The organism is Streptomyces sp. NPDC048337 (assembly GCF_043201175.1).
Lineage (GTDB): Bacteria > Actinomycetota > Actinomycetes > Streptomycetales > Streptomycetaceae > Streptomyces.
This window is the reverse complement of the sequence record NZ_JBICYR010000003.1, coordinates 429,808-449,253: the sequence shown is the minus strand read 5'-3', so window position 1 is coordinate 449,253 and position 19,446 is coordinate 429,808. Positions and strand designations below refer to the sequence as shown.

Sequence of the window (19,446 nt, the reverse complement as noted above, 5' to 3'; positions counted from 1 at the left end):
CATGCTCACGCTCGACCAGGACGGCTTCCGGCGCGCAGACCGCCCCCATCGCATCGTCTCCGGGGCACTGCACTACTTCCGGGTCCATCCGGACCTGTGGGAGGACCGCCTGCACCGGTTGCGTGCCATGGGTGTGAACACGGTGGACACGTACGTGCCGTGGAACTTCCACGAGACCGACCCGGGGAAGGCGGATTTCACGGGGCCGCGGGATCTCGGCCGGTTCCTGCGGCTCGCGCAGGGCCTGGGTCTGGACGCGATCGTACGTCCGGGCCCGTACATCTGCGCCGAGTGGGACTTCGGCGGTCTGCCGGCGCGGCTGCTGGCCGACGACAGCCTCCGGCTGCGCTGCTCCGATCCGCGGTTCCTGGCCGAGGTGGACGGCTGGTTCGACCAGGTCGTGCCGGAGCTGCTGCCGCTGCTGGCGAGCGCGGGCGGGCCGGTGGTCGCCGTGCAGATCGAGAACGAGTACGGCTCGTACGGCAACGACCGGGCCTACCTGCGCCACCTCGAACAGGGCCTGGTGCGGCGCGGGGTGGACTGTCTGCTGTTCACGGCGGACGGTGCCGAGGACGCCATGCAGCAGGGCGGCATGGTGCCGGGCCGACCGGCCACGGCCACCTTCGGCGCACGGCCCGCCGAGCGCCTGGAGGTGCTGCGCCGCTACCAGAAGACGGGCCCGCTGATGGCCATGGAGTTCTGGATCGGCTGGTTCGACCACTGGGGCGAGGACCATCACGTCCGGGCCGTCGAGGAAGTGGCCGACTCCCTCGACGAACTCCTCGCCACCGGGGCCTCCGTGAGCCTCTACATGGCGCACGGCGGCACGAACTTCGGCTTCTGGGCGGGTGCGAACCACACCGGGTCCCGCCCCGAAGAGCCCGGATACGAGCCCACGGTGACCAGCTACGACTACGACGCCCCGATCGGCGAGGCGGGCGAACTCACCCCCAAGTTCCACGCGTTCCGCGAGGTCATCGGCAGGTACGTACCGCTGCCGGACGGCCCGCTGCCCGAGCCGCCGCCGCGTGTCACCCCCGCCCTCGCGACCCCCGCGGGCACGGCCTCACTGCTGGCCGGCCTCGATCTCCTGGGCGGGGAGCCGGTGTCGCGTCCCGTGCCGGAGCCCATGGAGAAGCTGGGCCAGAGCCACGGGCTGATCCACTACCGGACCACCATCACCGGTCCGCGCCCCGCGATGCCCGTCCGGATCGACGGCCTCGGCGACCGCGCGTACGTCTTCGCCGACGGCGTGCCGCTCGGCGTGCTGGACCGCAACACCCCCGACGAGGGCCCGGACCTGGCCGTCGGCGAAGCGGGCGTGGTCCTGGACGTACTGGTCCGCGCGCAGGGCCGGGTGAACTACGGACCGCTGATCGACGACCGCAAGGGCATCCGCCGCGGCGTGCGCCACGGCCACCAGCAGCTCCACGTCTGGGAGATCCGACCGCTGCCGCTCACCGACCTGACCGGCCTGAAGTGGACCGCGGAAGCCCCCACAGTGCCCGGCCCCGCCTTCCACCGCTTCACCGTGCCACTGCCGGCGGCGGCCGACGGCTTCCCGGACCTCTCCGGCTGGGGCACCGGCCTGGTCTGGCTGAACGGCTTCCTCCTGGGCCACTACGACACCCCGCGCGGCCCCCAGCGCACCCTCTACGCCCCCGCACCCCTGTGGCGGAGCGGCGACAACGAGATCATCGTCCTGGAACTGGAACGCCCCGGCACCGAACTTCCGCTCCGCGACCGGCCCGACCTCGGCCGTCCCACCGTCGTCACCCTCCAGTGAGCGGCCGGCCGGGACCGTAACCGGGCATCCTAGACTGGCCACTTGGTCGATCACGTGCCGGACGGACGCGGAGGAACGAAACGCATGCGCCATCTCCCCCTGGGCAGTTCAGGTCTGCAGGTCTCCGCCGTCGGACTCGGCTGCAACAACTTCGGCGGCCGCCTGGACGCCCAGGCCACCCGCGCCGTCGTCGACGCCGCCCTCGACGCGGGCATCACCCTCCTCGACACCGCCGACATCTACGGCGGCCTCGGCGGCTCCGAAACCCACCTCGGCCAGGCCCTCAAGGGCCGCCGCGACCAGGTCGTCCTCGCCACCAAGTTCGGCTACGACGGCATGGACATGAAGTACGGGCCCGCCGCCGGAGCCCGCGGCGGCCGCGCCTACATCCGGCGCGCCGTCGAGGAGTCCCTGCGCCGCCTGCGCACCGACCACATCGACCTCTACCAGCTGCACAGCCCCGACCCGGCCACCCCGATCGCCGAGACCCTGGCCGCGCTCACCGAACTCGTCGCCGAGGGCAAGGTCCGCTACATCGGGCACTCCAACCTCACGGGCTGGCAGCTCGCCGAAGCCGCCCACACCGCCCGCGAGACCGGCGCGGCACCCTTCGTATCCGCGCAGAACCAGTGGTCGCTGCTGGAGCGGTCGGCCGAACGCGAGCTCGTCCCCGCGGCCCTGCACTACGGAGTCGGCGTGCTCCCGTACTTCCCGCTCGCCAACGGCCTGCTCACCGGCAAGATCCGCCGGGGCGCACCCGTCCCGGCCGGCTCCCGCCTCGAAGGCCGCGACGCCTACCTCACCGAGCAGCGCCTCGACGTAGTCGAAGCGCTCGCCGCCCTCGCCGAGAAGCACGGCCGCAGCGTCCTCGAACTCGCCATCGGCTGGCTCTCCGCCCAGCCAGGCTGCGCCTCCGTCATCGCCGGGGCCACCTCCGCCGAGCAGGTACGCGCCAACGCGGCCGTCGCCGACCGCCCGCTGGAGGCCGAGCTGCTCGCCGAGATCGACGCCGTCGCCCCGGGCGTCCCGGCGTGACGGGCCCGCTGCGCTGCGCGGTCCTCGACGACTACCAGGAGGCCGCGACCACGCTCGCCGACTGGTCCCCGGTCGCGGACCGGGTGGAGGTGGTCACCTACTCCGACCACCTCTCCCACGAGGACCGGCTCGCCGCGCGCCTGGCCGACTTCGACATCGTCGTCACCCTGCGCGAGCGGCTGGCGTTCCCCGCTTCCCTGCTCGACCGGTTGCCGCGCCTCAAGCTGCTCATCGCCAGCGGCATGCGGAATTCGGTGATCGACTACGCCGCCGCCGCGCGCAACGGGGTCACCGTCTGCGGCACCGCCAGCTCCTCCACCCCACCCGTCGAGCTGACCTGGGCCCTGCTGCTGGGCCTGGCCCGCGGCATCGTCCCCGAGAACAACGCCCTGCGCGCGTACGGCCCCTGGCAGAGCACCATCGGCGCCGACCTGCACGGCCGTCGGCTGGGCCTGCTCGGCCTCGGCAAGATCGGCAGCCGCGTCGCCCGGGTCGGGCTCGCCTTCGGCATGGACGTGGTCGCCTGGAGCCGGAACCTGACCAAGGAGCGGGCCGCGGAGGTGGGCGTGGGCCTCGCCGGGTCCAAGGAGGAACTGCTGGCCGGCAGCGACTTCGTCTCCGTCCACCTCGCCCTCGGCGAGCGCACCCGCGGCCTGATCGGCGCCGCCGAACTGGGCCTGATGCGCCCGACCGCCTACCTGGTCAACACCTCCCGGGCGGCCATCGTCGACCAGGAGGCGCTGCTCGAAGCCCTCCACTCGGGCCGGATCGCGGGCGCGGGCATCGACGTGTTCGACGTCGAGCCGCTGCCCGCCGAGCACCCGATGCGCACCGCTCCCCGACTGCTCGCCACCCCGCACCTCGGCTACGTGACACGGTCCAACTACGCCACCTACTACGGCGAAGCCGTCGAGGACATCCGAGCGTTCCTCGACGGCTCACCCGTGCGCGTACTGGGCTGACACCTTCCCGAACACCTTTCCGGGGGCCTCCCGCTCAGGACGTGATGTCCTTGCGGGAGAACCCCCGGAAGGCGAGGGCGAACAGCACCAGCGCGTACGACACCGACACCGCGACCCCCTTCACCATCCCGCCCCACTCCAGCTGAGGCTGGAGCGCGTCCGCCCACGCGAACTGCCAGTGCGCCGGCAGGAACTCGCGCCACGACCCGAGCGCCGTCACCGCGTCCAGCACGTTGCCGACGATCGTCAGCCCGACCGCACCGCCCACCGCGCCCAGCGGCGCGTCCGTCCGCGTCGACAGCCAGAACGCCAGCCCCGCCGTCACCAGCTGCGACACGAAGATGAAGGCGACCACCAGCGCCAGCCGCGGCACCGTGTCCCCGGCCGCCAGCGAGCCCCCGGTAGGGAGCTTCAACGGCCCCCACCCGTACGCCGCCGTGCCCGCCGCCAGCGCCACCACCGGCAGCAGCACCATCGCCGCCAGGCTGAAGCCGAGCGCCACGACCAGCTTGCTCCACAGCAGCCGGGCCCGCGGCACCGGCGAGGCCAGCAGATAGCGCAGCGAGGACCAGCTCGCCTCCGAGGCCACCGTGTCCCCGCAGAACAGCGCCACCGGCACCACCAGCAGGAAGCCCGCCGAGACGAACAGACACGTCGCCGCGAAGTTCGCCCCCGAGGCGGTGGCCGTGTCGATCAGCGTGATCCGGCCGTCGCCGCCGCCCCGGCTGCCGGGCCCGCCGCCCACCGCGAACGCGACGATCAGGATGAACGGCAGCGCGGCCAGCACCCCGCCCATCACCAGCGTCCGCCGCCGGCGCCACTGCCGCAGCGCCTCCACGCGCAGCGGCAGCGTGCGGCTCGCCCGATAGCCGGGGGCCACCTCCCGCGGGACCTCCGCCGTGCTCATGCCGGACCTCCGATCAGGGTGAGGAACGCGTCCTCCAGCCGGCGGTGCGGACCCACTCCGCTCACCGGCACCTCCAGCCGTACGAGCTCGGCGATCAGCCCGGCGGCCGTCGCGCCTTCGAGCCGTACGAGCAGTCCGTCGTCGGCGGCCGTCACCGCACCCACTCCCTCCAGCGCCGCCACCTTCTCGACGACCACCTCGTCCACCGGTCCCGCCAGCGTCACCAGCAGGGTGTCCCCGCCGCCCGTGATCTCGGCGACCTCGCCCGCCTGCACCAGCCGCCCGCGGTCCATGACCACCAGGTGAGTACAGGACTGCTCCACCTCCGACAGCAGGTGGCTGGAGACGATGACCGTCCGCCCGCCGGCGGCGTAGCGGATCATCACGTCCCTCATCTCCCGGATCTGCGGCGGGTCCAGACCGTTCGTCGGCTCGTCGAGGATCAGCAGGTCCGGCATACCGAGCATGGCCTGCGCGATCGCGAGCCGCTGCCGCATGCCCTGCGAGTACGTGCGCACCGCCCGCTCCAGCGCGTCGCCCAGCCCGGCGATCTCCAGTGCCTCCGCCATGTGCGAGTCCTCGGCCGGGCGGCCGGTGGCCTGCCAGTACAGCTCCAGATTGGCCCGGCCCGTCAGGTGCGGCAGGAAGCCCGCGCCCTCCACGAAGGCCCCGACCCGCGACAGCACCGGAGCCCCGGCCCGCACCGCGTGCCCGAACACCCGGATCTCCCCGGCGTCCGGCGAGATCAGCCCCATCAGCATCCGCAGGGTGGTGGTCTTCCCGGCGCCGTTCGGCCCGAGGAGGCCCAGCACCTGCCCCTTCTCCACCCGGAACGACAGGTCCCGTACGGCGTACCGGTCCTCTGCCTTGGCGTACTTCTTCGTCAAACCGGTGATTTCCAGCGGTACGTCGGCCGGCGCGGCCTCCGGCTTCGGTACGCCGGTCCGCGCCCCCTCGGCCCCCCGGCCGGTCCTGCGGATCCCGAGCAGCGCCGCGGCCAGCGCCGCAGCGCCCAGCGGCAGCCCCCACGTCCAGGCGGGCAGCCCGGCCGCCGCGGTCCGCACCTCCGGGACGACGGGCACGGAGAGGGGGCCCCGCGCCGACACGGTGTAGGTGGCGGGCGCGGCGGGCGTGGCGTAGCCGAGGTCGGTCGCGGCGACCACCAGCCGCAGCCGGTGCCCGGCCTCGACGGCGTGGTCGATCGCGGGCAGCCGCAGCTCGACGGGCGCGCCCTGCTGCGCGTTCTCCACGCGCACCGGGGCGACCAGCTGACTGGGCAGCACCTGCTGGCGGCCGTCCGGCCCGACGTCGTACACCTTGCCGAACAGTACGGCCGAACCGTCCGCGGCAGTCGACCTCACGTTCAGGGTTACGGTCGGGGTGCCGGTGATCCGCACCTCCTTGGCCAGCGGCTCCGACTCGAACCGGGCGTTCTGCCCGGGGAAGTCCAGCGAGAGCCCGGCTCCGAGCGAGGCGAGCTGTCCGCCGATGCCGGGCAGCGAGGACAGCGCGGGCGGGGCGCCGCCCGCCGGATTGGCGAAGCTCTGCTCGCGCCCGGTCAGCTCGAACTCCTGCGGGCCGGAGGTGAGTCCGGGGTACCGCTCGCCGCTCGCACCGCGCAGCTGGACCTCACCGTCGGTGGAGTCGATCCCGCCGGAGCGCGAGACGCGGAACGCCGGGCCGGTGGCGGCGCCCTCGTCCCCCTTGAGATAACGGTCGAACCAGGCCGTCACCCGGGCCTCGACCCGGTCGGCCTCGCGCATGCCGCCGTCGTGCCCGCCGGCCGCCCAGTCCACGGAGACGGGCGCGCCGTTCGCCGCGATGGCCTTGGCCATGGCATCGGCCTGGTCCAGCGGAAAGAGGGAGTCGTCCTGGCCCTGCACGATGAGCGCGGGCACCTTGATCTTGGCGCCGACGGCGGAGGGGCTGCGCTGCTCCAGCAGCGCCCGGGCCTCGGGGTCGGGCTTCCCGGCCACCGCGACCCGCTCGTACATGGCGCAGAGCTCCGGCTGGAACCGCCCGCACCCGGGCGCGGCGAGCGGATCGGGGGCCTGCGGGCCCTGCTGCGACGGCTGCATCCCGCCGGAGGAGCCGGTGGTGAAGAAGACGCCGGACCACAGCTTCTTGAAGACGCCGTTCGGGAAGAGGGAGTCCGCGAGGTTCCAGTAGGCGATCTGCGGAGCGATCGCGTCCACGCGGCGGTCGTACCCGGCGGCGAGCAGCGAGACCGCCCCGCCGTAGGAGGCGCCGGACACGCCGACGCGCGGATCGCCGTCCCCGTCGAGCCGGACCTCGGGCCGCGTCGCGAGCCAGTCGATGAGCCGGGACACGTCCTTGACCTCGTGCTCGGGATCGTTCAGCCCGATCCGGCCGCCGGAGCGGCCGAACCCGCGCGCCGACCAGGTCAGGACGGCGTACCCGTCGCGGGCCAGCTGTTCGGCCTGCTCGCGCACGTCGTCCTTGCTGCCGCCGAAACCGTGCCCGAGGAGCACAGCGGGACGTTTCTTCCCGCCGCCGTCCCCACCGCTGGCCGTGAAGTACGAGGTGTCGATGGCGGCATCGGGCATGTCCAGTACGGCGTCCTGGCGGTGCACGGCCGGCGCGTCGTCGGCGGCGGCCGAAACCGTCCACGTGCCGGCTCCCGCGACGACGGCGAGCGCGGCGGCGCCGGCGAGCAGGCGGCTGCGCCGTCGCCTGGGCAGTCGGAGCTTCATACGGGAACCCTAAACGCCAGGTGCCCCGGTGCCCGAGCGCCCACAGGGGGATGTCCCGCACTTCCCGAGGAGTACTCCGTCCGCTGTCGAGTACCGCGCCCGCGGTATGCGGGCCGTGGTGCGGCGCGCCCCGCCCGGCGGGAGGATGGCCGCATGCTGCTGGCCGAACTCGCGCGCGTGTCCCGGGAGGTCGCCGACACCTCCGCCCGGTCCCGGAAGACCGCCCTGCTCGCGGAGGTCTTCGCCGCCGCGTCCCCGGAGGAGGCCGCCCTGGTGATCTCCTACCTCGCCGGGCGCCTGCCCCAGGGCCGCCCCGGCATCGGTTGGCGGCTGCTCGCCCACGAGGTCGAACCGGCGGCCGGGCCCGGCCTGACCGTGCGCGCCGTGGACGAGGCGGTGACCGAACTGGCCGCCGTGGCCGGTACGGGGTCCCAAGCCCGCCGGCGCCGCATCCTCGACGGCCTGCTCGGCGCGGCCACGGCCGACGAACAGGCCTTCCTGCGCAGCCTGCTGTCCGGAGAGGTGCGCCAGGGCGCGCTGGACGCGGTGGCCCTGGAGGGGGTGGCCGCGGCCGCCGGGGTACCGGCCCCCGACCTGCGCCGCGCCGTGATGCTGGACGGCTCGCTGCCCCGGGTCGCGGCGGCCGTGCTGGCCCGCGGAGCGCGGGCGCTGGGCGGATTCACCCTCCGCGTGGGGCAGCCCGTACAGCCCATGCTGGCCGGCACCGCCGCATCGGTCGCCGAGGCCCTGGCCGCGCTCGGGCCCTGCGCGGTGGAGGAGAAGCTCGACGGGATCCGGGTCCAGGTCCACCGGGAGGGGGACGACGTACGGGTGTACACGCGCTCCCTGGACGAGATCACGGCGCGGCTGCCGGAGGTGGCCGAGCTGGCCCGGTCCCTGCCGGGGGAGCGGTTCATCCTCGACGGGGAGGTGATCGGCCGTTCGGCGGACGGCCGCCCCGTCCCCTTCCAGGAGATCGCGAGCCGGGTCGGTTCCCGGGTCGACGTCGAAGCCGCCCGGCGGACCCTGCCGGTCGTCCCCTTCTTCTTCGACGTCCTCGCCACCGCCGACGAGGTGCTGCTCGACCTCCCGGTCCGCGAGCGGTACGCGGCCCTCGCCGCCCTCGTCCCCGAGCACGCCCGGGTCCGGCGGCTCGTGGTCGAGGACCCGGGGGCGCAGGTCGCCGACGCCGAGGAGTTCTGGGCCGAGACCCTGCGCCGCGGGCACGAGGGCGTCATGGTCAAGGGGCTGGACTCGGCCTACGCGGCCGGGCGGCGCGGACGGCACTGGCTCAAGGTGAAGCCGGTGCGCACCCTGGACCTGGTGGTCCTCGCCGCCGAATGGGGCCACGGGCGGCGCACCGGACTGCTGTCCAACCTGCACCTGGGGGCGCGGGCCGCCGACGGCACGTACGCCATGCTCGGCAAGACCTTCAAGGGGCTCACGGACGAGATGCTGCGCTGGCAGACCGGGGCGCTGCGCGCGCTGGCGGTCTCCGACGACGGGTTCACCGTCCGGGTGCGGCCCGAGCTGGTGGTGGAGATCGCCTACGACGGGCTGCAGCGCTCCCCGCGCTACCCGGCCGGGGTCGCCCTGCGCTTCGCGCGGGTGCTCAGGCACCGCCCGGACAAGAGCGCCGAGCAGGCGGACACGGTGGAGACGGTGCTCGGGGACGGCGGCGGCGACGCGGAAGGCGGGGACAGCGGGTGAATTTGCCTCAGAGGCAAGACGGTTTGCCAGTCAGGCAAGACTCTGGCTCAATCGGGGCATGACACCCGGTCCTGCCCCCGGCCCCGAAGACGCGGCCGACGACCTGCACGCCGTGGCCCCGCAACTGCGCGACCTGCGCCGCCGTGCCGGACTCACCCTCGAGGCCGCCGCCGCACGGGCCCGGCTCTCGCCCGCCCACCTGTCGCGCCTGGAGACCGGCCGGCGCCAGCCCTCGCTGCCGCTGCTGCTCGCGCTCGCCCGCACCTACGGAACGACCGTCTCCGAGCTGCTCGGCGAGACCCCGGCCGTCGCCGATCCCATCGTACGGGCCGGCGGACCGGGTGCCCGCGAGGCCGACGGGTGGACGTACTGGCAGGCGGGCGGCTCCGGTCGCGGGATGCAGGCGCTGCGCGTGCACGTTCCTCCGGGTCGCAGCCAGGGCGAGCTGGTCCGCGTACACCCGGGCGAGGAATGGCTGTACGTCCTGGGCGGGCGGCTGCGGCTGCACCTGGGGGAGACCGAGCACCTGCTGGAGCCGGGGGACAGCGCGCACTTCGACTCGCTCACCCCGCACCGCATCACGGCGGCCGCCTCGGGCGGAGCCGACCTGTTGTTCGTCCACACCCTGCTCCAGAGCAGCCTCGCCGGGCTGTGCCTGGGCGGCGGGGCCGCAACCACGCACCACCGATAGCCGAGGAGTCGTACGCATGCCGGAGACCGAGACCGAGTCCAAGATCGAGTCCAAGTTCCCGCGCGGCCTGGTGATCCGGCTCATCGCCTACTTGTTCGTCGGTCACCTCTTCGCCTTCTTCGTCTACCTCCTCTTCGTCCTGGGCGCCCGGAACCAGTAAGGGAACCTGTAACGGAGGAGGCCCGGCAGACTCTGGAAACATGCAGGTCCTGTCGCTACCCTCCGCGCATGATTTCCACGGTTGTCTGGGGTACCGGCAACGTCGGCCGTTTGGCCATCCGCGCGGTCGAGGCCCATCCAGCGCTGAAACTCTCCGCAGTCATCGTCCACAATCCAGCCAAGGTCGGCCGCGACGCGGGCGAACTCGGCGAGCTCGACCGCCCGTTGGGGGTCGAGGCCACCGACGACATCGAGGCCGTGCTGGCCGCCCGTCCCCGGGCCGTGGTCTACGCCGCCTCCGCGGACGTCCGGCCCGACGACGCGCTCGCCGACATCACCCGGGCCATCCGGGCCGGCGCGGTGGTCGTCAGTCCCGCGCTCTACCCGCTCTACGACCACCGCGGCGCACCACCGGAGTTCCGCGATCCGGTGCTGGCCGCCATCGCGGAGGGCGGCGGTTCGCTCTTCGCCTCCGGCGTCGACCCCGGCTGGGGCAACGACGTCCTCCCGCTCCTGCTCAGCGGACTCGGCACCACCATCGACGCCATCCGCTGCCAGGAGATCTTCGACTACTCCACCTACGACCAGCCGGACTCCGTCCGCTACCTCGTCGGCATGGGCCAGCCCATGGAGTACGAGCCGATGATGCTCATGCCCTCGATCCCGACCATGGTGTGGGGCGGCCAGATACGCATGATGGCCCGCGCCCTCGGGGTCGAACTCGACGAGATCCGCGAGACGGTGGACCGGCGCGCGCTCGACACCACGGTGACCACCCGCACGATGGGCGCGTTCGAGGCCGGCACCCAGGGGGCGATCCGCTTCGAGGTGCAGGGCATCGTCGAGGGCGAGCCCCGCATCGTCATCGAGCACGTCACCCGTATCCACGCCTCCTGCGCGCCGGACTGGCCCACGCCGCCAGACGGCGGTGACGGCGCCCACCGGGTCGTCATCGAGGGCCGGCCGCGCATCGAGGTCACCATCGAGGCCACCGACGAGGGCGAGAACCGCTCGGCGGGCGGCAACGCCACCGCCGTCGGCCGCCTGGTGAGCGCCATCGACTGGCTCGCCGAGGCGAAGCCAGGACTGTACGACGCCCTCGACATCCCGCTCCGCCCCGCCATCGGCAGACTCGGAAGGAAACAGTCATGAGGATCGACGTCCCCGAAGGGCAGCACCCGATCGAGTACGTGTGGGGCGACATGGTCCCCGGCATCGGGATGGCCGCCGCGAACTTCTCCCTCTCGGTGTACGCCCACACCACCCTGGGCCTGCGGGAGTTCGAGGCGGCCAGGCTGCGCGTCGCGCAGATCAACGGGTGCGTCTTCTGCCTGGACTGGCGCACGGACCGGGACGGGGAGAAGGTCGAGGAGGAGTTCTCCGACGCGGTCACGGAGTGGCGCACCACGGACCGCTTCGACGAGCGCACCCGGCTGGCGGCGGAGTACGCCGAGCGGTACACCCTCGACCACCACGGCCTGGACGACGAGTTCTGGGAGCGGATGACCGCGCACTACAGCCAGTTGGAGATCGTGGAGCTGACGATGAGCATCGGGTCCTGGCTGGCCTTCGGCCGGCTCAACCACGTGCTCGGCCTGGACAGCGTCTGCGTGCTGCCGGGGCACTGAGCGGCGGGGCGCGGCATGGACGAGGGGCCGTTCGGTGAGTCCGAACGGCCCCGGCCGCTGGGGGGAGGACGCGGCCCTACCGGAGGTCGGTGGCGATGATCTTCTCGATGTTGCGCTCGGCGAGGGCCGTGATGGTGACGAACGGGTTGACGCTGGTGTTGCCGGGGATCAGCGCGCCGTCGATCACGTACAGGCCGGTGTAGCCGTGGAGGCGCCCGTAGTTGTCGGTCGCCTTGTTCAGGACCGCACCGCCGAGCGGGTGGTAGGTGAGGGTGTCGTTCCAGATCTTGTTCCCACCGAACAGGTCGGTCCGGTAGATCGTGCCCTCCTTCGAGTTGATCTTGTCGAAGATGGTCTTGGCCATGTCGATCGAGGACTGCTTCCAGGACGTCTGCCAACTCAGCTCGGCGGCGCCCGTCGCGGCGTTCCAGGTGAACTCACCGCGGTTCGGGTTCTTGGTGATCGACAGGTAGAAGGAGGCGTACGTCTCGATGCCCGTGGGCAGCGGTGCGACCTCGGCGAACGCGCCGCCCGCGTCCCAGTTGTCGATGCCGGAGCACGGGATGGTCGACTGGAGCTTGCCGGTCGGGTCCCACATGTGGTTGGCGCGCCCGCACATGACGTTGCCGTTCTCGCCCCAGCCCTTGCCGACCTCGCCGTTGAGGTTCGCCAGCGCGCCGGTGGCCTTGAGCTTGACCAGGAGCTTGCTGGTGCCCACGCTGCCGGCGGCGAAGAACACCCGGTCCGCCGTCACGGTCTTGGTGGCCACGGTGTCGCCGGTGGTGTTGATCTGGTCGATGGTGACCGTGTAGCCGCCGCTCGCCGCGGGGGTGACCGAAGTGACCTTGTGCAGGGGCGAGATGGCGACCCTTCCCGTGGCCTTGGCCTGGGCGAGGTAGGTCTTGACCAGCGACTTCTTGCCGTGGTTGTTGCCGTAGAGGATCTCGCCGTCCAGGGCCGACTTGGTGGCGGTGCCGGCGGCCTCCTGCTTCATGTAGTCCCAGTCGTACACGTCGGGCACGAAGGTCCACGCGAAGCCGGAACGCTGGGCGTGCTTGCGGCCGACCCGGGAGAACTGGTAGCAGTCGGCGGTCTCGAACCACGCCGGGTCGACCATGCCGACCCCGAGCCCGGCGTTGGCCCGGGGGTAGTAGGTTGAGTACATCTCCTCGGCGTCCACCGACGGGAGGACGGCGCTGAAGTTGGCGCGCTTGGGCGTGACCGCCATGCCTCCGTTGACCAGCGATCCGCCGCCGACGCCGCGGCCCTGGTAGACCGTGATGCCGGCGAAGTCCTCGGCGTCCAGGATCCCCGTGTACTTGGGGACGTCCTTGTCGATGGGGAAACCGAGGAAATTGCTCAGCGGTGCCTTGGTGCGGGTGCGCAGCCAGAAGGACCGGTAGTCCGGGCTGGTCACCTTGGGGAAGATCTTGCCGTCCGAGCCCGGGGTGTCCCAGTTCAAGCCCATCTCGATCATCTGTACGTCGACGCCCGCCTGGGCGAGGCGTAGGGCCGCGACGGAGCCGCCGTAGCCGGTTCCGATGACCAGGGCCGGTACGTGGGCGCCGTTGTCGATGGGCGCGGGGGCGGCGGCGGTCTGCGCACGGGCGGCCGGGGCGATGTGGCCCGCCAGGGTCACTGCTCCAAGAATAGAACCTGTTCTAGCCATGAATCCGCGACGTGAAAATCCACGCGTGCCGTTTCCGGGCAGGGGGTTGTCACTCATGTGACGTTCCTCACTCTCGGTCGAATGGGAACGAGTTCTACTGCCGCTCTCGTGCGAAGTCACTACATACGTCTAGGTAACTTTCGGTCGGTCATGTAACAGAGGAAGCGGGTCGCCGGTGTCGGACCCAGCCCAGCACGAGCACGGAGGAGACCGCCGCGAACGCGCACCAGGTGGAGGCGAATTCCAGCCGCCACAGCGCTGAGCAGGCCAATGCCCCGGCGGCCAGCACCGCGCCGAGCAGCCGCAGCCACCGGTCTCCGGCGAGCAGCAGGGCGCCGAGCGTGGCGAACAGATAGCCCGTCAGGACCAGCGGCATCCACGGAACATTCACGCCGTAGCCCACGGTGTGGCCCCGGATCTCGGCGGTCACCGGCCGCGTCGCGAGGCAGTACGCGAGCACGGCGGCGGTGGCGAGACCGACGGCCGCCGGCCCCCACAGGCGCCGCCGGACCCCCGGCCCGGCGGCGAGCAGCACCCCGAAGGGCACCCAGACGGGCAGGACCGGCAGCGCGATCACGGCCCAGGCCGTCGCGGCGGGGGAGCAGCCGCCGCCCGAACCCCAGACGGCGGCCTCCACCAGCTGGTGCGCGCCCAGCAGCACCGGCAGCGCGGCGACGGGCAGATCACGGGGCCGCCGCGCGCGCACCGCCCCCGCCAGGCAGACGAGTCCGACGGCGGTGATGACCGTGCCCGCCGTCAGATCGGCCGTCGCGCTCCAGCACATGCCGCCCCGCTACACCGCGTCGGGCCGTCGCGTCCCAGTCACGGTCGCCGCCCTTCCTCCCGCGGAGGTTCGAGCGGCGGAGCGGCCATCGCGCAGTGCGTGTGGCACTGAGGGTGGCAGGCCCCGGGCGCGGGGGAGCGTACGGTCGCCCAGGCCACGGCGGCGCCCACCACGAACGCACCCGCGCACCAGGGCATGGCCCGCCCGAAGGCGGCGTCGAACTCGGCCGCCGAGCGGTACGCCTCCGGTCCCATTCCGGCCAACAGGGGCAGCGCCGCCACCGCGAGGAGCCCGGCCACCCGGGCGGCCGCGTTGTTGATGCCGCTGGCCAGCCCGGCCCGGCCGGGGTTCACCGAGGCCAGCACGGTCGCCGTCAGCGGGGCCACCAGGGCCACCAGACCCAGGCCCATCACGGCCATCGCGGGCAGCACGTCCTCCGCGTACGAGGCACCCGGCCCCACCCGCAGCATCAGCAGCACCCCGGCCGCGCACACCAGCGGCCCCACCGTGAGCGGGATCCGCGGCCCGATCCGCTCCCCGAGCTCACCCGACCGGGCCGACAGCAGCAGCATCAGCACGGTGGTCGGCAGCATGGCCGCCCCGGCAGCCAGCGCCGAGTAACCGGACACCACCTGGAGCTGGAGCACGACGAGGAAGAAGAAGCCGCCGAGGGCCGCGTACACGAACAGAGTGACCACATTGACCGCGGTGAACAGCCGGGACGAGAAGATGCCCGGCGGCATCATCGGATCCGCCCGCCGCCGTTCCAACCGGACGAACGCCCCGGCGAGCAGCAGGCCGCCCACCGCCGCGACGACCACCGGCACGGTGGCGGACCGCGCCTCGATCAGCGCGTACGTGAGCAGCGCCAGGGCCGCCGCGCCCAGCACGGACCCGGCGATGTCGAACCGCCCGTGCGCCTGCGGGTCCCGCGATTCCGGTACGTGCCGCAGGGCCACCGGGACGCACAGCGCGGCCAGCGGCACGTTCAGCAGGAACACCCAGCGCCAGCCGGGCCCGTCCACCAGCCAGCCGCCGAGGAACGGCCCCACGGCCGCGCCCACCCCGCCCAGCCCCGACCACAGGCCCACCGCCCGGCCCCGGTCCTCGGCGCGGATCGAGCCCTGGATCAGCGCGAGGGAGCCGGGCGTCAGCAGGGCGCCGCCGATGCCCTGGAGGGCGCGGGCGGCCACCAGGATCCCGGCGTTCGGCGCGATTCCGCACAGCAGCGAGCCCACCGCGAACCAGACCACGCCCAGCACGAAGATCCGGCGCCGCCCGAAGCGGTCGCCGAGCGCCCCGCCGACCAGGATCAGCCCGGCCAGCGTCAGCAGATAGGCGTTGACCGTCCACTGGAGCACGGCCAGATCGGCGCCGAGATCCCGCCCGATGCGGGGGAGGGCGACATTGACCACCGTCGAGTCCAGCAGGGCCATGCTCGACCCGAGCACGGTGGTGAGCAGGATCCACCGGCCCTTCGCGGAGGCGAGCGGGACCTCGGGGCCGGCGGGGGGTGCGGCGGGCGCGGTCATGCCTTCAGGCTGGCGCGCGCGGCCGGGAAGGGCCACCGGGCGGCCGCCGGGGGCCCCGGGACGGGGCCGGTCGGGGCGGCCCGTACGGCTCAATAGGCACCCTTGTAATGGACATGACCTCTCGCTCACCATGGCCCGCGCACGTCACGTACACACCCTTCCCGCACAACCCGCACACACGGCGTACGAGGAGACCACACGTGGCCCCACGCAACAGGCGTTCCTTACGCGCGGCGCTAGCCGCCCTCACCTCGGTCCTGCTCCTCCCGATCGGCGCGGGCGTCGCCGCGGCCGCCCCGGACCCGCGGCCCGCCCCCAGCGCGGCCGAGCGCAAGATCGAACCCAAGCTCCGCACGCAGCTCGACGCATCGGCCAAGGCCGTCTTCTGGGTCTACCTCGACAGCGCCGCCGACCTCACGGCCGCGGGCAGCCAGAAGACCCGCGCCGCCAAGGCCGAGACCGTGCTCCGGGCCAAGCAGGACCACGCCGCGCGCACCCAGGCCGACGTGATCAAAGCCCTGGAAGGCGCCGGGGCCGAGTACACCTCGTACTGGATCGTGAACGCCGTCCGCGTCGTCGGCAGCGAGAAGCTCGCCGCCACCCTCGCGCAGCGCCCCGAGGTCTCCCGGATCGACGCCGACGACAAGGTCGACCTCCCCAAACCCGCCGAGGGCACCCGGGAGAAGACCGCCGCCGACGCCGTCGAGTGGAACATCGACCGCATCAAGGCCCCCCAGGTCTGGGAACAGGCCGGCGTCCGCGGCGAGGGCATCGTCGTCGCCAACATCGACAGCGGCGTCGACCACACGCACCCGGCGGTCAACAACCAGTACCGCGGCAAGAGCGCGGACGGGTCCTACGACCACAACTACAACTGGTTCGACCCGGCCGGCATCTGCGCCGCGGCCGCCCCCTGCGACAACAACGACCACGGCACCCACACCATGGGCACGATGGTCGGCGACGACGGCGGCGCCAACAAGATCGGCGTCGCGCCCGGCGCCAAGTGGATCGCCGCCAAGGGCTGCGAGACCAACTCCTGCTCCGAGGCCTCCCTCCTCGCCTCCGGGCAGTGGATCGTCGCCCCGACCGACCTGCACGGCCAGAACCCGCGCCCCGACCTCGCCCCGCACATCGTCAACAACTCCTGGGGCAGCGCCGCGCACGACGACTGGTACCGGCAGATCGTCGACGCCTGGCGGGCCGCCGGCATCTTCCCGGCCTTCTCCAACGGCAACTCCGGCCCGAACTGCGCCACCAGCGGCTCACCCGGCGACTACGCGAGCTCCTACAGCTCCGGCGCCTTCGACATCAACAACGCCATCGCCTCCTTCTCCTCGCGCGGCGCCGGCCCCGGCGGCATCGTCAAGCCGAACATCGCCGCCCCCGGCGTGAACGTGCGCTCCTCCGTCCCCGGCGGCGGCTACCAGGCCTTCTCCGGCACCTCGATGGCCTCCCCGCACACCGCGGCCACCGTGGCCCTGCTCTGGTCCGCCGCGCCCGCCCTCGAAGGCGACATCGCGCAGACCGAGGCCCTGCTGGACGGCACCGCGCAGGACACCGACAGCAGCCAGTGCGGCGGCACCGCCGCCGACAACAACGTCTTCGGCGAGGGCCGGCTCGACGCGCTCGCCGCCGTGAACGGCGCCCCGCGCGGGGCCATCGGCGCACTCGCCGGCACCGTCCGCTCCGGCGGCGCACCCGTCGCCGGCGTCAAGGTCACCGCCGACGGCCCGATCGACCGTACGACGACCACCGCGGCCGACGGCACCTACCGCTTCGCCTCCCTCTCGGTGGGCGACTACACCCTGACCGCGGCCAAGTTCGGATACGCGTCCCAGACCGCCGGCGTGGCGGTCACCGAGAACGCCACCGCCACCGGCGACTTCAGCCTCACCCAGGCCGCCTCCGGCAAGCTCACCGGTACGGTCTCCTCCGCCGCCGGGCCCGCCGCGGGCGCCTCCGTCACCATCGCGGACACCCCGGTGACCGCGACCACCGACGCCCAGGGCCGCTTCGAGGTCACCCTCCCGCATGGCACCTACGACGTGAGCGCCACCCACCCCTCCCGCTGCCTCACCGGCGGCACGGCGAAGGCCACCGTCGCCGGGGACACCACCGTCGCGGTGAACCTGCCCGAGCGCACGGACAGCTACGGCTACGCCTGCGCCACCGCCGGCGACCGCCCGTACCAGGCGGGCAGCGGCCGGCTCGCGCTGACCGGCGACAACACCACCGAGCGGGTCGAGCTGCCCTTCCCGCTGCCGCTGTACGGGAAGACGTACGGCCAGGCGTGGATCGGGACCAACGGCACGGTCAGCTTCGGCGGCAACAACACCGGCGACATCAACGGGGACATCCCGAGCACGGCCACGCCCAACGCGGCCCTCTACCCCTTCTGGGACGACCTGGTCGTCGGCGCGGCGGGCAGTGGCTCCGGCGTCTTCACGGCCGTCACCGGCACCGCCCCGCACCGCCAGTACGTGATCGAGTGGCGCGAGGTGGCCCACTGGTCGGCGCAGGCCGACAAGTTCTCCTTCTCGGCGGCCATCGGCGAGGACGGCACCGTCTCCTACGCCTACAAGGGGACCGGCGGCACCGGCATCAAGGGCGGCTCCACGGCCACCGTCGGCGTGGAGAACGCCACCGGCACCGACGCCTTCAAGTACTCCTTCAACACCCCGGTCATCACGGACGGCCTGTCCATCACCTTCCGCACCACCAAGAGCGGCGTGGTGACCGGGCGGGTGCTCGACGCCAACGACGGCAACGGCATCGCGGGCGCCACGGTGAGCGTGGGCGCGGGCGACTCGGCGGTGTCCGCGACCACGGCGGCGGACGGCGCGTACGTCGTCCAGAGCCCGGCCGGCCGGACCTCCGTCTCCCTCCAGGCACCGAACTACGAGGGTGTCACCGCGGCGCTGGAGGTCAAGGCCGCCGATGTGACCCCCGTGACGCAGTCGCTGAAGACCGGCAAGGTGACCGCGTCCGCGCCGGCCGTGGAGGTCGTCCTCCCGCCCGGCCAGCAGCGGACCCGGACCCTGGAGCTGACCAACCCCGGCAAGGACACGGCCTTCACCGTGTCCGAGGACGCCGCCTGGCTGACGGCCACCCCGGCCACCGGGAACCTCCCGACCGGGGCCAAGGCGCCGGTGAAGCTGGCCGTCGACACCACCGGCCTCGCCCCGGGCACGGTCCTGACCGCCGACCTCAAGATCACCTCGGCGAGCGGCCGGACCCCGGTCCTCGGCGTTCCGGTCAAGATCGTCGTCCCGCGCTACCAGGTCGCCCTCGACGCGGGCTCCTCGTCCGCGAGTACGGACTCCCTGGGCGACGGGTGGTCCCCGGACCGCAAGTACACCGCGGGCTCCTACGGCTACCAGGGCAACTCCACCGACCGGTCCACCGGCCGCACCATCGCCGGCACGGACGACCAGCGGCTCTTCCGCAGCGCCCGTGAGGGCATGTACGAGTACCGCTTCGACAACGTGCCGAACGGGACCTACACGGTGGAGCTGGGCTTCGCGGAGCTCTCGTCCACCAAGCCGAACAAGCGCGTCTTCGACGTCCTGGCCGAGGGGACGCAGGTCCTGCCCTCCCTGGACATCTCCCTCGAAGCGGGCACGTACACGGCCCTGACCCGTACGTACACGGTCACGGTGACGGACGGGGTGCTCAACATCCGCTTCGTCACGCACGCCGGATTCGGCAAGCCGCAGCTGAACACCCTGCGGGTGACCGACCGCCCCGACCGGGGCTAGGCCGTCTCCCGTCCCCCGGCGGCGCGGTGACCGGCCCTGGAGCCGGTCGCCGCGTCCGCCGGGGGCATTCGGGTGGCCGGAGCCGCGACTCCGCCCCGACGCGCCGGG

At 72.9% G+C, this 19,446-nt stretch carries 14 protein-coding genes; 9 read left to right on the top strand and 5 right to left on the bottom strand.

From position 1 onward, the window contains the following. Position 1 precedes the first annotated feature (1 nt). The 3 genes from ACGFYU_RS07695 to ACGFYU_RS07685 all read left to right on the top strand — a co-directional run bounded on the left by ACGFYU_RS07695 (position 2) and on the right by ACGFYU_RS07685 (position 3,783). The gene (locus tag ACGFYU_RS07695; protein WP_393826353.1) at positions 2–1,786 is read left to right on the top strand and encodes a beta-galactosidase family protein; all 1,785 of its coding nucleotides are present in this window, start codon (positions 2–4) and stop codon (positions 1,784–1,786) included. An 84-nt stretch (positions 1,787–1,870) separates the two neighbouring features. Further along, entirely contained in the window at positions 1,871–2,821 is a 951-nt protein-coding gene (locus ACGFYU_RS07690) for an aldo/keto reductase (protein WP_393826352.1), read from the top strand. Beyond that, the gene (locus ACGFYU_RS07685; protein ID WP_393826351.1) at positions 2,818–3,783 is read left to right on the top strand and encodes a D-2-hydroxyacid dehydrogenase family protein; all 966 of its coding nucleotides are present in this window, start codon (positions 2,818–2,820) and stop codon (positions 3,781–3,783) included. The genes ACGFYU_RS07690 and ACGFYU_RS07685 overlap by 4 nt, the downstream gene beginning before the upstream one ends. Positions 3,784–3,817: 34 nt before the next feature. Here ACGFYU_RS07685 and ACGFYU_RS07680 read toward each other — a convergent pair whose 3' ends face one another. Together ACGFYU_RS07680 and ACGFYU_RS07675 are read right to left on the bottom strand one after the other, a co-directional pair. Beyond that, positions 3,818–4,690: an ABC transporter permease gene (locus ACGFYU_RS07680; RefSeq protein WP_393826350.1), complete on the bottom strand. Its 873-nt coding sequence runs from the start codon at positions 4,688–4,690 to the stop codon at positions 3,818–3,820. Beyond that, a complete protein-coding gene (locus tag ACGFYU_RS07675; protein ID WP_393826349.1) occupies positions 4,687–7,404 on the bottom strand; it encodes an alpha/beta fold hydrolase in 2,718 nt (905 codons plus the stop codon). The genes ACGFYU_RS07680 and ACGFYU_RS07675 overlap by 4 nt, the downstream gene beginning before the upstream one ends. Positions 7,405–7,557: 153 nt before the next feature. On the opposite strand from ACGFYU_RS07675, the gene ACGFYU_RS07670 reads away from it, so the two are divergent. From ACGFYU_RS07670 to ACGFYU_RS07650, 5 genes are all read left to right on the top strand, one after another. Then, complete coding sequence (locus ACGFYU_RS07670; protein WP_393826348.1) at positions 7,558–9,114, top strand: ATP-dependent DNA ligase; 1,557 nt, start codon at positions 7,558–7,560, stop codon at positions 9,112–9,114. Between the two features lie 58 nt (positions 9,115–9,172). After that, positions 9,173–9,805 (top strand): helix-turn-helix domain-containing protein, encoded by a 633-nt coding sequence (locus tag ACGFYU_RS07665; RefSeq protein WP_393826347.1) that lies wholly within the window; start codon positions 9,173–9,175, stop codon positions 9,803–9,805. Between the two features lie 16 nt (positions 9,806–9,821). Next, complete coding sequence (locus ACGFYU_RS07660) at positions 9,822–9,965, top strand: DUF6126 family protein (RefSeq protein WP_393826346.1); 144 nt, start codon at positions 9,822–9,824, stop codon at positions 9,963–9,965. Positions 9,966–10,033: 68 nt separating this feature from the next. Beyond that, positions 10,034–11,116, top strand: a complete 1,083-nt coding sequence (locus tag ACGFYU_RS07655; protein ID WP_393826345.1) for a dihydrodipicolinate reductase — start codon at positions 10,034–10,036, stop codon at positions 11,114–11,116. Then, positions 11,113–11,592 carry a carboxymuconolactone decarboxylase family protein gene (locus tag ACGFYU_RS07650; protein WP_382634481.1) on the top strand — a complete coding sequence of 160 codons (480 nt, stop codon included), beginning with the start codon at positions 11,113–11,115 and terminating at the stop codon, positions 11,590–11,592. Before ACGFYU_RS07655 ends, ACGFYU_RS07650 begins: the two co-directional genes overlap by 4 nt. Before the next feature lie 76 nt (positions 11,593–11,668). On the opposite strand, the gene ACGFYU_RS07645 is transcribed toward ACGFYU_RS07650, so the two are convergent. The 3 genes from ACGFYU_RS07645 to ACGFYU_RS07635 all read right to left on the bottom strand — a co-directional run bounded on the left by ACGFYU_RS07645 (position 11,669) and on the right by ACGFYU_RS07635 (position 15,577). Continuing rightward, positions 11,669–13,318, bottom strand: coding sequence for a GMC oxidoreductase (locus tag ACGFYU_RS07645; protein ID WP_393826344.1), 1,650 nt, complete (start codon positions 13,316–13,318; stop codon positions 11,669–11,671). A gap of 91 nt (positions 13,319–13,409) precedes the next feature. After that, a complete protein-coding gene (locus ACGFYU_RS07640) occupies positions 13,410–14,045 on the bottom strand; it encodes a DUF6629 family protein (RefSeq protein WP_393826343.1) in 636 nt (211 codons plus the stop codon). Positions 14,046–14,083: 38 nt separating this feature from the next. Then, entirely contained in the window at positions 14,084–15,577 is a 1,494-nt protein-coding gene (locus ACGFYU_RS07635) for an MFS transporter (RefSeq protein ID WP_393826342.1), read from the bottom strand. A gap of 200 nt (positions 15,578–15,777) precedes the next feature. Here ACGFYU_RS07635 and ACGFYU_RS07630 point away from each other — a divergent pair, with 200 nt between their 5' ends. Further along, the gene (locus tag ACGFYU_RS07630; RefSeq protein ID WP_393826341.1) at positions 15,778–19,338 is read left to right on the top strand and encodes a S8 family serine peptidase; all 3,561 of its coding nucleotides are present in this window, start codon (positions 15,778–15,780) and stop codon (positions 19,336–19,338) included. Positions 19,339–19,446 lie beyond the last annotated feature (108 nt).

Coding starts and splice junctions, on each gene's coding strand:
- ACGFYU_RS07660 (WP_393826346.1), top strand. CDS start 9,822: ATGCCGGAGACCGAGACCGAGTCCAAGATCGAGTCCAAGTTCCCGCGC.
- ACGFYU_RS07675 (WP_393826349.1), bottom strand. CDS start 7,404: ATGAAGCTCCGACTGCCCAGGCGACGGCGCAGCCGCCTGCTCGCCGGC.
- ACGFYU_RS07635 (WP_393826342.1), bottom strand. CDS start 15,577: ATGACCGCGCCCGCCGCACCCCCCGCCGGCCCCGAGGTCCCGCTCGCC.
- ACGFYU_RS07645 (WP_393826344.1), bottom strand. CDS start 13,318: ATGAGTGACAACCCCCTGCCCGGAAACGGCACGCGTGGATTTTCACGT.
- ACGFYU_RS07655 (WP_393826345.1), top strand. CDS start 10,034: ATGATTTCCACGGTTGTCTGGGGTACCGGCAACGTCGGCCGTTTGGCC.
- ACGFYU_RS07690 (WP_393826352.1), top strand. CDS start 1,871: ATGCGCCATCTCCCCCTGGGCAGTTCAGGTCTGCAGGTCTCCGCCGTC.
- ACGFYU_RS07650 (WP_382634481.1), top strand. CDS start 11,113: ATGAGGATCGACGTCCCCGAAGGGCAGCACCCGATCGAGTACGTGTGG.
- ACGFYU_RS07670 (WP_393826348.1), top strand. CDS start 7,558: ATGCTGCTGGCCGAACTCGCGCGCGTGTCCCGGGAGGTCGCCGACACC.
- ACGFYU_RS07695 (WP_393826353.1), top strand. CDS start 2: ATGCTCACGCTCGACCAGGACGGCTTCCGGCGCGCAGACCGCCCCCAT.
- ACGFYU_RS07665 (WP_393826347.1), top strand. CDS start 9,173: ATGACACCCGGTCCTGCCCCCGGCCCCGAAGACGCGGCCGACGACCTG.
- ACGFYU_RS07640 (WP_393826343.1), bottom strand. CDS start 14,045: ATGTGCTGGAGCGCGACGGCCGATCTGACGGCGGGCACGGTCATCACC.
- ACGFYU_RS07680 (WP_393826350.1), bottom strand. CDS start 4,690: ATGAGCACGGCGGAGGTCCCGCGGGAGGTGGCCCCCGGCTATCGGGCG.